The organism is Pseudomonas batumici (assembly GCF_000820515.1).
GTDB classification, from domain to species: domain Bacteria; phylum Pseudomonadota; class Gammaproteobacteria; order Pseudomonadales; family Pseudomonadaceae; genus Aquipseudomonas; species Aquipseudomonas batumici.
The window spans coordinates 125544-139986 of sequence record NZ_JXDG01000068.1; the positions used below are offsets into that span (position 1 = coordinate 125544).

Consider the following 14443-nt stretch of genomic DNA (forward strand, 5'->3'; position numbering starts at 1 on the left):
CATGCGCCATACCCTGACCCTGACGTTGCTGCTTGCCCTGGCCGGCACCGCCCTTCAGGCCCGGGCCGACGATCCCCAGGCGCAACTGATCGAACAAGGGCGTTACTGGCAGTCGCAGAACAACCCCGACCGGGCCATCGAGGCCTGGAACAAGTTGCTGCTGATCGCCCCCGATCAACCGGAAGCGCTCTATGGCCTGGGCCTTGGCAACGTCCAGCTCAAGCGCCTGGATGAGGCGAAAAAATACCTCGCCCGTTTGCAGGCCCTGGTGCCCCAACCCCGCCAGGCCCAGCAGCTCGAACAGGACATTGCCCTGGGCGGCGATGACCAGGCTCGGCTGCTGGCCCAGGCCCGGCAACTGGTGGATACCGACAAATACGACGAAGCCGTGAAGGTTTACCGCCAACTGCTGAACGGCCGGCAACCCCAGGGGTCACTCGCCCGCGAGTATTACTACCTGCTGGGTTACACCAAAGGCGGTGAGCAGGAAGCCCGCGCCGGCCTCGAACGGCTGCTGCGCGAGCACCCGGACGATCGCGCCGTGGCGCTGTTCCTGGCCAAGCACATGGTGCGCAACCTCGACACCCGTGCCGAAGGCATCCGCCGTCTGGCGGTCCTCGCCAAGGACAAGGATGTCGGCGGTGACGCCAATGAGACCTGGCGCTTCGCCCTGACCTGGATCGGCCCGCCGTCACCGGCACAAGTCCCGTTGTTCGAACAGTTCCTCGCCGCGCACCCGGACGACAAGGCAATCCGCGACCTGATGAACAAGGGCAAGACCCTGGCCCGCAGCCGGGCGACAGCCACCGCGAAAGTGCCGGCCTGGCACCGCGACCCGCAAGACGCCCAGGGGCTGCAAGCGCTCGAGGGCGGCGACCTGGCCGCCGCCGAGCGGGCGTTTCAGACCCGCCTCGAGGAAAAACCCAACGACCCGGACGCCCTCGGCGGCCTGGGTGTCGTGCGGCAAAAGCAGGAGCGCCTGAACGAAGCCGAGGACTTGCTGCTCCGGGCCACCCAACAGCCGGGGGGACACCCTTGGAAACAGGCGCTGGACAACGTGCGCTATTGGCGGCTGATGGCCGGCGCGAGCGAGGCCCAAAAAGCCGGGCGCCAGGACCAGGCGCGGAACATGATCGAACAGGCCGCCCAGCAGAACCCCGGCCAGCCGGCCAGTCAGGTGGCGCTCGCCAACCTGCAGGCCGAACGGGGCCAGTTGGCCCAGGCCGAGGCCAGCTACCGACGCATTCTCGCCAGTCATCGCGACGATCCCCAGGCCCTGGGCGGTTTGATCGCGGTGCTGTCGCAGCAGGGCAAGTCCGATGAAGCACTCAAGCTGATCGACTCGATCCCCCCGGCGGACCAGGCCCGCCTGGGCTCCAATGTGTCCATCCGCTCGTTGCGCGCCACCCAGGTGGCGCGGCTTGCCGAACAGCGCGGCGACCTGCGCGCCGCCGAGCAGGCCTACCGCCAGGCACTGGTGGACGACCCGGGGAACACCTGGACGCGCTTTGCCCTGGCGCGGATCTACCTGGGACAAGGCCGCACCCAGGCCGCCAAGGATCAGGTCAACGACCTGCTCAAACGCCACCCCGACCAGCCCGACGCCCTGTACACCCGCACCTTGCTCTCGGCGCAACTGGGTGAATGGCAGGACGCCCAGGCCAGCCTGGCGCGCATCCCGCAGGCCCGGCGCAGCCGCGAGATGGACGAACTGGGCAAGGAGATCGCCCTGCATGTGCAGACCGCAGCCGCCGTCGACAACCTCCGGCGCGGTCAGCGCCAGGAAGCTCAGGCGCTGCTGGCCCGCAGCCAGGCGCTGACCGCCGGCAAGCCGGAGCGGGTGGCGATCCTGGCCTCGGCCTATATCGACGCCGGACAGCCGCAACAGGGCGTGGCCCTGGTCCGCGATCTGGTGGAGCGCTCCCCCAGCCCCGACGCCAGACTGCAACTGCTGTATGCCGACATCCTGTTCAAGGCGGACCAGGACAACGACGCCGCGGACATCCTGCGGGCCTTGCAGGGCACGCGGTTCAACGAGGCCGATCGCCGGCACTATGCCGAGCTGGTGAAACTGTATCGCATCAAACAGGCCGATCAGTTGCGCGAGAAAGGCAATCTGGCCGGGGCCTACGACCTCCTCAAGCCGACCTTGAAGCAATACCCCCACGACACCCAGGCGATCTCGGCGCTGGCGCGCATGTATGCCGCCAACGGCAATAACGCCAAGGCTATGGCGCTCTACAAACCCCTGCTGCAGAACGACCCGCGCAACGCCGACCTGCAACTGAGCGTGGCCAACCTGGCCGCCCAGGACCACGACTACGCCCAGGCCGACAGATCCCTCAAGACCGCCCTGGCGCTCAAGCCGGGCGTGCCGAAAGTGCTGATCAGCGCCGCCGGAACCTACCGTGCCATGGGCAAAAGTGCCGAAGCCGCCGAGCTGCTGCGCCAGGCCGTGGCCATCGAAGGCGGCCAACGCCGCGATGGTCAGTCCCTCGAAAGCCTGGACGACGACGGCGACAACCCCTTCCGCAATCAGCCCGGACAACCGCGCCGGGTCGCGGCCCGTTCAGAAGATCCGCTGATGCCGGGCAGCGAGGCGGCCGATACGATGCCACCCGATCCGGCCATGGCCCCGTCGCTCTACGCCAGCTCGGATGCTTTGTCCGACGGTGGTCTGGACAACGACCCGGCCCCGAGCGGCAACCCCTTCGCCGCCGGGCGCCGTTCAGGCGACCCCGCGCGCCAGGACCTGAGTCCGGCCCAGCAGGCGCTGAATGAGATTCTCCAGGAGCGCAGCGGTTATGTGGCCCAGGGCCTGAGCCTGCGCAGCAACAACAATGAATCGGGCCTGAGCAAACTGACCGATGTCGAAGCCCCCTTCGAAGCCAATCTGCCCGCGGGTGACAATCGCGTGGCGCTGCGGGTAACCCCGGTTTCGTTGCATGCCGGCAGTGTCCAGAACTATGGCCTCACACGCTTCGGCAGTGGCCTGCCCAGCGGTTCCCCCGGCTCACAACAAGCCAACGGCGTCGGGCTGGCGGTGGCGGTGGAAAGCCCTGCACACGGCATCAAGGCCGACATCGGCGTCAGCCCCGTGGGCTTCACCTACAACACCGTGATCGGCGGCGTGAGTCTGGACCAGCCGCTGGTGTCCAGTCCCAACCTGCACTACAGCATCGCCCTCTCGCGGCGCCCGGTCACCGACAGCCTGACCTCATTCGCCGGAACCGAAGACCGACGGACCGGCGTGAAATGGGGCGGTGTAACCGCCAACGGTGGACGCGCCCAGCTCAGCTACGACGACCAGGAGGTTGGGCTCTACGGCTACGGCGCCGTGCACAGGCTGGTCGGCAACAACGTCGAGTCCAACAACCGCGCCGAACTGGGCGGCGGGATCTACTGGTACCTGGACAACCAACCCGACGACAAGCTGACCCTGGGCCTGAGCACCACGGTCCTGTCCTACGAGAACAACCAGGGCTTCTTTACCTACGGCCACGGCGGCTACTTCAGTCCGCAGACGTTCTTTTCCGTGGCGGTGCCGATCACCTGGTCCCAGCGCACCGAGCGTTTCACCTATCGGCTCAACGGCGCGGTGGGTGTCCAGCATATCGACCAGAAAGGCGCCGACTACTTTCCCGGCCACAGCGCCGAGCAGGCCGCCAACAACCTCAGGTATCCGGGCCAGAGCAGCACCGGCATCGGCTACAACCTGACCGCGGCGGGCGAGTACCGGCTCGGTTCGAACCTGCTGCTCGGCGGCTCGCTGGGGGTGGATAACGCCCAGGATTATCGGGAGGTGAATGCCGAGCTGTACCTGCGCTACCTGTTCGAGAAGATGACCGGCCCCATGGCCTTGCCGGTCAGCCCGTATCGTTCGCCTTACTCCAACTGACTCCCGGGAGCGTGCACCGTGGCAACTTCATCCGTACTGGCGGGCCTGACCATCCTGATCATCGGCGACAGCCACCTGGCCACCCCGGATTTTCTGCTCAACCCACTGCATGAAGCGCTCAGCCGGCAAGGGGCCCAGGTCCATTCCCTGGGAGTCTGCGGCGCCAATGCCGGCGATTGGCTCAAGGCGACGCCCAGCCCTTGCGGTGGGGCCGAACGACGGGGCAACGGCGAGGCCGTGGTGCTGACCGGTGCGTCGACCCGCTCGATCGGCGAGTTGCTGGACAGCGACAAACCCAATCTCACCCTCATCGTCATGGGCGACACCATGGCCAGCTACGACAAGCCGAGCTTCCCCAAGGCCTGGATCTGGAAACAGACCGACAGCCTGGTCAGGGCCCTTGCCGCCCACCATACCCCCTGCGTCTGGGTCGGACCGAACTGGGGCAGCGAGGGCGGCATGTACGGCAAGACCTACGAACGGGTAAAGACCATGTCGGACTTCCTGGCGAAAAACGTCGCGCCGTGCAGCTATATCGACTCGTTGCAGTTCTCCACCAAGGGCGAGTGGGCCACCATTGACGGCCAGCACCTGACCCGCACCGGCTACCAGACCTGGAGCGCGGACATCGTCAAGGCGCTGTTGCAGGCGTCAGCGCTCAAGGCGGCGGCGAAATGAACCGGGCACGCGGACTGTTGAGCCTGGCAGTGCTGGTAAGCCTCGCTACCGCCCAGGCCGATACCGCTCTGTATCCCACCGGACCGGGCCGGGAATCGGGCTTCATTCGCTTCGTCAATGCCCTGGGCACGCCCCTCGAGGTACGCCCGGAGGGCAAACAAACCCCTTCGACCCTGGCCCCCTCGGTCGTTTCGGTGTTCTCCGCGGTACCCGCCGACAAACCGGTCACAGGCGCCTTGAGCAGTGCCGGCGTCAGCTTGCCGGTGACATTGAACCTGGCGCCCGAAGAGTTCGTGAGCCTGGTGGCGGTGCCCGGCGATAAGGACTTCGAGCTGCTGACCGTGCGCGAGCAACCGAAGGACTTCAATCGCCTCCAGGCCTCGCTGGCGCTGATCAACGCCGATCCGGGCTGTACCGGCGGCGGCTTGCGCCGCGAAGGTCGGCAGGAGCCACCGATTTTCCATGACCTGAATCCCGGTCTGCTGGAACGGCGCGACGTCAACCCGGTACAGCTGACGGTGCAAGGTTTCTGCGACGGAACCCAGGTCACGGAGCCCTTGAACCTGAGCCTGCTGGAGGCGGGAGAGCGCTACACGGTGCTGCTCTTGTCCCGGGACGGCAAACCGGTCCTGGTGTTCGTCAAGGACGCCTTCGCCCAATGAGCACTCAGGCCGGGCGCAACACCGGCAAGCTGGTCGTGGACTTGATCTCGGACAGGGCGACGATGGAGTTGACCTCCTGGATCCCCGGCACCATCGACAGCTTCTCGAAGAAGAAGCGCTCATAGGCCTCGATGTCCGCGGTGACGATCCGCAGCAGGAAATCCACCGAGCCCATCAGCACATAACACTCCAGCACCTCCGGGAAACCGCGCATTGCCTCGGTGAACTCGGTGAAGTTGGAGCGGCCATGGGCGTTGAGTTTGACCTCGGCGAAGATCTGCGTGTTGAGGCCGATTTTCTTGCGGTCCAGCAAGGTCACCTGGCCACGGATCACGCCCTCCTCCTTGAGCCGCTGAATCCGCCGCCAGCAGGGTGACTGGGACAGCCCCACCTGCTCGGCAATCTGGGCGCTGGAAAGCGAGGCGTCTTCTTGCAGCAACGCCAGGATCCGGCGGTCATAGTTGTCCAGCTCACCCTGCATAAAAAAACCCTTTAATAGGATACTGACGAATAAATCATGTCTTGATCAGACGTTATCAGCCCATCATAGATAAGAAATACCCGGCCGGGCGTGTAAAAATTTCTTCAGACCATTCAGCCGCTGAAGCAGGAAGATCCGCCATGCCCTCTCCCCAAGCCGTCCATGACGCGCCTGCCCGCGCCGATGTCTGGGCAACCGGCAACGCCCACTGCCAGGTGCGTTACCAGGTCCTCGCCGAGGCGGAGCCGGATCTGCTGTGTCGCCTGCTGAACCTGTTCGCCCTGCAGTTCCTGACGCCGCGACAGGTCCAGGCGCAACAGGACGACGGGCTGCTGTCGATCGCTATCGAGCTGGACGGCCTGAGCTGGCACCGCGCCCAGGTCATCGCTGAAAAAATGCGCAACCTGATCAGCGTCTGCTCCGTGGCCCTGCAACCGACCCAAGGCGCCCAGCTGCGCAGCGCACAAATCGCGGGTTGAAGGCTTTTTGAAAAAAATCGCAATCTTTGTCTTGGTATCGACGCCAACGTCAGGCAGCCTCGCGTCTATTCTTGGCAATTGACGATCAGACAGGGATGACGTCTGAATCGCTGGTTGCAGGACCGACCGAACAGGAGCCCGCATGCCCGTCGCCCCCCTCTCCCAGGACCGTTGGCTGGATGTCAACGAGCTGTTGCACGAACTGGTCGCCCAGGGTTTTATCAGCCAGGATGCGGCTGAACAGGCCCTGGGCGCACGTCGTAGCTCACGCACGCCCCAGCAGCATCCACTGGAGTTCATCGCCGGCCAGCAGTTGGATGACCTGAGCCGTCCCGGTAAATGCCTTGACCTGGAAAGCCTGACCGTCTGGCTGGCGCGCCACGCCGGCCAGCCTTACCTACGCATCGATCCGCTGAAGATCAACGTGGCCGCGGTGACCGCGCTGATGTCCTACGCCTTCGCCCAACGCCACAAGATCCTCGCGGTGGCGGTCGACCGCGAAAGCGTGACCATCGCCAGCGCCCAGCCCCATGTCAGGGCCTGGGAAGCCGACCTCGGTCATGTGCTGAAGCTGCCGATCCGCCGGGTGGTGGCCAACCCGGTGGATATCCAGCGTTTCACCGTGGAGTTTTTCCGCCTGGCCAAGTCAGTCAGCGGGGCCAGCCTGGTCGACCAGAAAAGCCATAACCCGGGCAACTTCGAGCAATTGCTCAACCTCGGCGCCAGCGACCAGGAGCCGGACGCCAACGACGCGCATATCGTCAACATCGTCGACTGGCTGTTCCAGTACGCCTTCCAGCAGCGGGCCAGCGATATCCACATCGAGCCGCGCCGCGAACAGGGCACGGTGCGCTTTCGCATCGACGGCGTGCTGCACAACGTCTACCAGTTCCCGCCCCAGGTGACCATGGCGATTGTCAGCCGCCTGAAAAGCCTGGGCCGGATGAACGTCGCGGAAAAGCGCAAACCCCAGGACGGCCGGGTCAAGACCAAGACCCCGGACGGCGGCGAAGTCGAATTGCGCCTGTCGACCCTGCCCACCGCGTTCGGCGAGAAGATGGTGATGCGGATCTTCGACCCGGAAGTGCTGCTGAAGAATTTCGACCAGCTGGGTTTCGGCGCCGACGACCTGCGCCGCTGGCAGGAGATGACGCGCCAGCCCAACGGCATCATCCTGGTCACCGGCCCCACCGGGTCGGGCAAGACCACCACCCTGTACACCACCCTGAAGAAGCTGGCGACCTCGGAGGTCAACCTCTGCACCATCGAGGACCCGATCGAGATGATCGAACCGGCCTTCAACCAGATGCAGGTCCAGCACAACATCGACCTGACCTTCGCCAGCGGCGTGCGCGCGCTGATGCGCCAGGACCCGGACATCATCATGATCGGCGAGATCCGCGACCTGGAAACCGCCGAAATGGCGATCCAGGCCGCGCTCACCGGCCACCTGGTGCTCTCGACCCTGCACACCAACGACGCGCCGAGCGCCATCAGTCGCCTGCTGGAACTGGGCGTGCCACATTACCTGATCAAGGCCACCGTGCTCGGGGTCATGGCCCAGCGCCTGGTCCGCACCCTGTGCCCGCACTGCAAGGCGCCGATCCAGCTGGAGGAAGAAGACTGGCAAAGCCTGACCCGGCCCTGGCAGGCGCCGATGCCGAGCGGCGCCCAGCGCGCCGTCGGCTGCCTGGAGTGCCGCGACACCGGCTATCGCGGGCGCGCCGGGGTCTACGAGATCCTGGTCCTGAACGACGACCTCAAGGCGCATATCCACGCCGACACCGACCTCCTGACCCTGCGCCGCCAGGCCTTCAAGGACGGCATGCGCAGCCTGCGCCTGTCCGGCGCACAGAAAGTCGCGGCAGGACTGACCACCCTCGAGGAGGTGTTGCGGGTCACGCCGCAGAGCGAGCAGCGCTGATGAAAGTGTCACCACATGCGTCCAGCGCCGAGTAAACACTTTTTATCCGCGCAAGCCCCGTTACACTCAAGGTAACCGCCTTCTCGATAAACACTTGCAACAGGGAATCGTCATGCAAATCGGTAGCGTGCTCCTGCTCTTCGTCGGCCTGGCCATCGCCCTGGTGTTCATGGGCTTCAAGGTCGTACCCCAGGGTTATCAATGGACGGTGGAGCGCTTCGGGCGCTACACCAACACCCTCAAGCCAGGCCTCAACATCATCATCCCGGTCATGGACCGTATCGGGCGCAAGATCAACGTGATGGAAAGCGTGCTCGACATCCCGCCCCAGGAAGTCATCACCTCCGACAACGCCACGGTACAGATCGACGCCGTGTGCTTCTTCCAGGTGGTCAACGCCGCCCAGGCCGCCTACGAGGTGAACAACCTCGAACACGCCATCCGCAACCTGTTGCAGACCAATATCCGCACCGTGCTCGGCTCCATGGAACTGGACGCCATGCTCGGCCAGCGCGACGCCATCAACGAACGCCTGCTGCGCACCGTCGACGAAGCGACCGCGCCCTGGGGCATCAAGGTGACCCGCATCGAAATCAAGGACATCAGCCCGCCCGCCGACCTGATGGCGGCGATGTCCGGGCAGATGAAGGCCGAACGGGTCAAGCGCGCGCAAATCCTCGAGGCCGAAGGCCTGCGCGCCTCGGCGATCCTCACCGCCGAAGGCAAGAAGCAGGCGCAGATCCTCGAAGCCGAGGGCGCCAGGCAGTCGGCCTTCCTCGAATCCGAGGCCCGCGAACGCCAGGCCGAAGCCGAAGCCAGGGCGACCCAGGTGGTCTCCGAGGCCATCGCCAAGGGTAATGTGCAGGCGGTGAACTACTTCGTCGCGCAGAAATACATCGACGCCCTGGGCAAGCTGGCCTCGGCCAACAACAGCAAGGTGATCCTGATGCCGCTGGAGGCCAGCCAGGTGATCGGCGCGGTGGGCGGCATCGGCGAGATCGTCAAGGCCACGTTCGACGGCAAGAAACCCTGAGGCAGCGCCCATGTGGGAACTCCTGCAACACCTGTCGTTCTGGGACTGGCTGGCCCTCGGCACGCTGCTGCTGATTTTCGAAATATTCGGTGCCGGCGGTTACCTGCTCTGGGTGGGGATTGCCGCCGCGACCGTGGGCGTCCTGACCTTCATGATCCCCGGCCTGCACTGGACCTTGCAGTTCGTGCTGTTCGGCGTGCTGTCGATCCTGACGGCGTGGCTCTGGTGGAAGCGCCAGCGCAGCGCCGCCCGTCCCAGCGACCAGCCGGGACTCAACGAGCGGGGTCATGATCTGCTCGGCCGGACCTTCGTGGTGCATGTCGCCATTGTCGCCGGACGCGGCAAGATCAAGGTCGGCGACAGCGTCTGGATGGCCACCGGACCGGATACCGAGGTGGGCGCGCAAGTCCGGGTGATCGGCCAGGACGGCAGCACCCTGCAGGTGGAAAGGATTGAGTAGGACCGATGGAACTCCGGTGTGACAACGGTAATCAAATCGTCCAGATACCCCACACCGGAGTCACCCTTGATGCGTTTCAAAACTGCAGTTGTCGTCAGTGCCTTGCTTTCCCTTCCCGTCAGTGCAGCAATGGCCGACGAGTTCTGGCGCAATGTCCTCTCCTCCGGAGCCACCACCGCTTCCACCTACCTGACCTTCAAGGACCACAAGCTGGTGGTCGCGGCCCAGGATGATGCCGGCAGCTTCGTCGCCAGCAACGGCGGCATCCGCGGCCCTTACCTGGAGGCCGCCATGCAGAAACTGCGGGCCGACAACCCGGGCCTGAAAGCCACCGACATGGAATTGGCCAACGCCATCCTGGCGAAGAACGCCGTCGCCGAAGACTGATCCAAAGATTTCCCCCTTGGACAAAACGCCGCTCACCCAGCGGCGTTTTGCGTTTCCCCGCCGGACCTGCCGGTCGTAACCCGACGTATCCGTTCAGCGTGCGGACAGCAAAAAAAGCACCGAAATTTCAGCTTAAAACAGTATCATCGGCACCATTGCAGCCTTGCTGTCTACTCCTTACCGCCGGTAGAGCCCACTCCCCGGCCTTCACATCGGACGTCACGACCCCATGAGCGAACTTCCTTTCCTGCCTTTTGCCAAACCGACCATCGACGAAGCCACCATTGCCGCCGTAGGCGACGTGCTGCGTTCCGGCTGGATCACCAGCGGCCCGAAAGTCGCGGCCTTTGAAGCCCAGTTGTCGGAATACTTCGGCGGGCGCCCGGTACGAACCTTCAACTCCGGCACCTGCACCATGGAAATCGCCCTGCGGATCGCCGGCATCGGCGCGGGCGACGAAGTCATCACCACGCCTATTTCCTGGGTGGCCACCGCCAACGTGATCATCGAAGTCGGCGCGACCCCGGTGTTCGCCGATATCGACCCGGTGACCCGCAATATCGACCTGGACAAGGTCGAGGCCGCCATCACCCCGCGCACCAAGGCCATCATCCCGGTTTACCTGTCCGGCCTGCCGGTGGACATGGATCGCCTGTACGCCATCGCCAAGAAACACAACCTGCGCATCGTCGAAGACGCGGCCCAGGCCCTGGGTTCGGAATGGAACGGCCAGAAAATCGGCGCCCTGGGTGACCTGGTGTCGTTCAGCTTCCAGGCGAACAAGAACATCACCTCGTCCGAAGGCGGTTGCCTGGTGTTGAACAACGCCGAAGAAGCCCGTCTGGCCGAGAAGTATCGCCTGCAGGGCGTGACCCGTACCGGCCATGACGGCCTGGACGTGGACGTGCTGGGCGGCAAGTTCAACATGACCGACGTCGCCGCCGCCATCGGCCTGAGCCAGTTCGCCCATGTCGATGCGATCACCGCGCACCGCCGTGAGCTGGCCGAGTACTATTTCGAGTGCTTCGGCAGTGATTTCGAAGAGAAGTACGGTGCGCAGCTACCGGTGAAGGACTTCACCAACAGCAACTGGCACATGTTCCAGCTGGTACTGCCGGAGCGTAAGGACGGTCAGCCGGCACGGGCGACCTTCATGGAAGAGATGAAGCAGCGCAACATCGGGATCGGCTATCACTACCCGGCGATCCACCTGCTGAGCCTGTACCGCGAGCGCGGTTTCAAGGACGGCATGTTCCCGATCGCAGAGCGCGTCGGACGCCTGATCGTGTCGTTGCCGATGTTCAACGTCATGACCAAGGCCGATGTCGAGCGTTCGGTGGCGGCGGTCAAGGCGGTACTGCAACCGTAACACCGTGATCGCGAGCAAGCCCGCTCTTGTAGGAGCGAGCTTGTTCCGGGCGGCGTTCCGACGATGAACGATAACGCGGTGAAACTGACGAATTACTCGCCGATCGCCGCCTTGTAACCCGCCGCATCCAGCAAACTTTCCAGCTCCGCGACATTGCTCGGCTTGAGCTTGAAGATCCAGGCCCCGTACGGTTCGGAGTTCAACAGCTCAGGGCTGTCGGACAGCGCCTCGTTGACCGCAATCACCTCGCCCGACACCGGCGAATAGATATCCGAAGCGGCCTTCACCGACTCGACCACACCGGCAGCCTCGCCAGCGGCGAACACCTGGCCGGCTTCAGTCAGCTCCACGAACACCACATCCCCCAAAGCTTCCTGAGCATGGTCGCTGATGCCGACGGTCACAGTGCCGTCAGCTTCCAGGCGGGCCCACTCGTGGCTTTCGGCAAAACGCAGATCAGCAGGGATATCGCTCATATTCAGTGTCCTCAAATTAAGTGTCGGTGACGGGACGACCGGGGGCCCGCCGGAAAAATCAGATCAAGGTTCTGCCATGCCGCACGAACGTCGGCTTTACCACGCGAACCGGGTACCATTTGCCACGAATTTCAACTTCAGCGCGATCGGCCGTGGCCGAGGGAACACGCGCCAGCGCAATCGACTTGCTAAGCGTAGGAGAGAAACTACCACTGGTGATCTCTCCTTCGCCAACCTCGGCGATACGCACCACCTGATGAGCGCGCAGAACGCCACGCTCTTCCAGCACCAATCCGACCAGTTTGAGCTTGGCCCCGGTGGCTTTTTCCGCCTCCAGGGCGCTACGCCCGATAAAATCGCGAGTGGCCGGCTCCCAGGCAATGGTCCAGGCCATGTTCGCCGCCAGCGGCGAAACGTCCTGGTGAATATCCTGGCCATACAGGTTCATGCCGGCCTCCAGGCGCAGGGTATCCCGGGCGCCCAGACCGATGGGCGAAATACCCGCGCCCACCAGGTCATTGAAGAAACCGGGGGCCTGGTCGGCCGGCAGGACAATCTCCAGGCCGTCTTCCCCGGTATAGCCGGTGCGGGCAATGAACCAGTCACCGTCACTGCGGCCTTCGAAGGGTTTGAGGTGCTGGATCAACTGACCCCGGGACTGGCTCACCAGTTCGGCGATCTTGTGCCGGGCGTGGGGGCCCTGGATCGCCAGCATTGCCAGCTCCGGACGCTCGTGCAGTTGCACGTCGTAGCCGTCGAGCCGGGCCTGCATCCAGGCCATGTCCTGATCACGGGTCGCGGCATTGACCACCAGGCGGTAACCGGACTCGGTGCGATAGACGATCATGTCGTCGACCACCCCGCCGCGCTCATTGAGCATCGCGCTGTACAAGGCGCGACCGGGGCTGTGCAGGCGCTCGACATCGTTGGCCAGCAGATGGCGCAACCAGGCTTTGGCCTGACTGCCGGCAATATCGATCACGGTCATGTGCGAGACATCGAAAACCCCGCAGTCACGGCGCACCTGATGGTGCTCCTCGACCTGCGAGCCGTAATGCAGGGGCATATCCCAACCGCCAAAATCGACCATCTTCGCGCCAAGGGCGAGATGCAGGTCATAGAGAGGCGTACGCTGTCCCATGGGTTTCTCCTTCCGGGCTTGGCGAAGGCGCGGACAGGTGGGAAACCGGCTTGAGCCCTTTATAGTGGGGGGCCTTGAGTCCTGTTTCGCACCCGGTCTGTCAGACGGACCGCACCGAATGCCGCGCATTGTAGCCGCAAGGTGAAGCCCTGACACCTAGCCGATTCGCTATGCCGAACACCGAATCAACCCGATCACCGGCAAGAGCCCACCCGATAGGCCGTCAGGCCCTGGCCAGCTCCGGCAGATCGCCCGTCAACCCCAGCGCCTGGCGCACGAACAGCGCCTTGGCCTCGGGCATCTGGTCGACACTCTTCAACCCGGTGTTACGCAACCAGCGCAGCGCCAGCGAGTCGGCCTGGAACAGCCGTTCGAACCCTTCCATCGCCGCCATCAACCCCAGGTTGTGCGGCATGCGCCGCCGCTCGAAACGGCTCAGCACCCGCACATCCGCCAGTCGCTCGCCACGCTCGCGCGCATGCAGCAGCACCTCGGCCAGCACCGCCGCATCGAGGAAGCCCAGGTTCACGCCCTGGCCGGCCAGCGGGTGAATGGTGTGCGCCGCATCGCCGATCAGCGCCAACCCTTCGGCCACATAGCGTTTGGCGTGGCGCTGGCGCAACGGCACACAAAGCCGCGAGTCCGCTGAGATCACGGTCCCCAGCCGACCTTCGAAGGCCCGCTCCAGTTCGCGGCAGAAATCCTCTTCCTCCAGCAGCATCAGGCGCTGCGCCTGCTCCGGCGTGGTCGACCAGACGATCGAGCACCAATCCTGCTGCCCATCGCGCTCCAGCGGCAGGAACGCCAGCGGGCCGTCATCGGTAAAGCGCTGCCAGGCGGTCATCTGGTGCGGCAACGAGCTGCGCACGCTGGTCACGATGGCATGGTGCAGGTAGTCCCACTCGCGGGTCGCACAGCCGGTCAAGCGGCGCACCGCCGAATTGGCGCCATCCGCCGCGATCACCAGGGGCGAGCGCAACGTGCGGCCATCGGCCAGGGTCAGCAGCCAGTCATCGCCGGAGCGACGCATCTGCTCCAGGCGCGCGTTGGCCAGCAAACCCATGTCGCAGTCATGCAGACGGTCGAGCAAGGCATCCTGGACCACCCGGTTCTCGACGATGTGCCCCAGCACCTCGGCATGCACGCTGGTCGCCGAGAAATGAATCTGCCCGGTGCCGCTACCGTCCCAGACCTGCATGTCGCGGTATGGGCTGGCACGCCGGGCGCTGATCCCGTCCCACACGCCCAGGCGTTCGAGAATCCGCTGGCTGGCGGCGGACAAGGCACTGACCCTCGGTTCGAAAGCCGACTGCGGATCGAACGGCTTGACGCTCAGAGGGCTGCCGTCGAGCAGGAGAATCTCCAGCCCACTGTTTTTCAACGCCAGGGCCAGGGCGCTTCCGACCATTCCGGCCCCGACAATCAGCACATCTGCGCGCATTTCCATGCTTTAAG

Annotated in this window: 13 protein-coding genes; 9 read left to right on the forward strand and 4 right to left on the reverse strand. The window is 64.6% G+C overall.

Annotated features, from left to right (window positions below; all coding sequences use genetic code 11):
- Position 1: 1 nt before the first annotated feature.
- Genes UCMB321_RS26160 through UCMB321_RS26170 form a run of 3 tightly spaced genes read left to right on the forward strand, consistent with a single transcriptional unit; the run spans position 2 to position 5238 of the window.
- Positions 2-3898 carry a cellulose biosynthesis protein BcsC gene (locus UCMB321_RS26160; RefSeq protein ID WP_040071585.1) on the forward strand — a complete coding sequence of 1299 codons (3897 nt, stop codon included), beginning with the start codon at positions 2-4 and terminating at the stop codon, positions 3896-3898.
- A gap of 18 nt (positions 3899-3916) precedes the next feature.
- Complete coding sequence (locus tag UCMB321_RS26165; protein ID WP_040071586.1) at positions 3917-4576, forward strand: SGNH/GDSL hydrolase family protein; 660 nt, start codon at positions 3917-3919, stop codon at positions 4574-4576.
- Positions 4573-5238, forward strand: a complete 666-nt coding sequence (locus tag UCMB321_RS26170) for an alginate O-acetyltransferase AlgF (protein WP_040071587.1) — start codon at positions 4573-4575, stop codon at positions 5236-5238. The genes UCMB321_RS26165 and UCMB321_RS26170 overlap by 4 nt, the downstream gene beginning before the upstream one ends.
- Positions 5239-5242: 4 nt before the next feature.
- Here UCMB321_RS26170 and UCMB321_RS26175 read toward each other — a convergent pair whose 3' ends face one another.
- Positions 5243-5719 (reverse strand): Lrp/AsnC family transcriptional regulator, encoded by a 477-nt coding sequence (locus UCMB321_RS26175; RefSeq protein ID WP_040071588.1) that lies wholly within the window; start codon positions 5717-5719, stop codon positions 5243-5245.
- Positions 5720-5859: 140 nt separating this feature from the next.
- Here UCMB321_RS26175 and UCMB321_RS26180 point away from each other — a divergent pair, with 140 nt between their 5' ends.
- The 6 genes from UCMB321_RS26180 (at position 5860) to UCMB321_RS26205 (ending at position 11371) form a co-directional block, all read left to right on the forward strand.
- Positions 5860-6198 (forward strand): hypothetical protein, encoded by a 339-nt coding sequence (locus UCMB321_RS26180; RefSeq protein ID WP_040071590.1) that lies wholly within the window; start codon positions 5860-5862, stop codon positions 6196-6198.
- A 142-nt stretch (positions 6199-6340) separates the two neighbouring features.
- Positions 6341-8122 (forward strand): type IV pilus assembly ATPase TfpB, encoded by a 1782-nt coding sequence (gene tfpB / locus UCMB321_RS26185; protein WP_040071591.1) that lies wholly within the window; start codon positions 6341-6343, stop codon positions 8120-8122.
- Between the two features lie 112 nt (positions 8123-8234).
- Positions 8235-9155 (forward strand): SPFH domain-containing protein, encoded by a 921-nt coding sequence (locus tag UCMB321_RS26190; protein WP_040071592.1) that lies wholly within the window; start codon positions 8235-8237, stop codon positions 9153-9155.
- Positions 9156-9165: 10 nt separating this feature from the next.
- Complete coding sequence (locus UCMB321_RS26195; protein ID WP_040071593.1) at positions 9166-9615, forward strand: NfeD family protein; 450 nt, start codon at positions 9166-9168, stop codon at positions 9613-9615.
- Positions 9616-9684: 69 nt separating this feature from the next.
- Positions 9685-10002 carry a DUF2388 domain-containing protein gene (locus UCMB321_RS26200; RefSeq protein WP_040071594.1) on the forward strand — a complete coding sequence of 106 codons (318 nt, stop codon included), beginning with the start codon at positions 9685-9687 and terminating at the stop codon, positions 10000-10002.
- 229 nt (positions 10003-10231) lie between these two features.
- Complete coding sequence (locus tag UCMB321_RS26205) at positions 10232-11371, forward strand: DegT/DnrJ/EryC1/StrS family aminotransferase (RefSeq protein WP_040071595.1); 1140 nt, start codon at positions 10232-10234, stop codon at positions 11369-11371.
- A 92-nt stretch (positions 11372-11463) separates the two neighbouring features.
- Here the strand turns inward: UCMB321_RS26205 and gcvH are convergent, their stop codons facing one another.
- From gcvH to UCMB321_RS26220, 3 genes are all read right to left on the reverse strand, one after another.
- A complete protein-coding gene (gene gcvH, locus UCMB321_RS26210) occupies positions 11464-11847 on the reverse strand; it encodes a glycine cleavage system protein GcvH (protein ID WP_040071596.1) in 384 nt (127 codons plus the stop codon).
- Positions 11848-11905: 58 nt separating this feature from the next.
- Complete coding sequence (gene gcvT, locus UCMB321_RS26215; protein ID WP_040071597.1) at positions 11906-12988, reverse strand: glycine cleavage system aminomethyltransferase GcvT; 1083 nt, start codon at positions 12986-12988, stop codon at positions 11906-11908.
- Positions 12989-13211: 223 nt separating this feature from the next.
- Entirely contained in the window at positions 13212-14429 is a 1218-nt protein-coding gene (locus UCMB321_RS26220; protein ID WP_167337467.1) for a 2-octaprenyl-3-methyl-6-methoxy-1,4-benzoquinol hydroxylase, read from the reverse strand.
- Positions 14430-14443 lie beyond the last annotated feature (14 nt).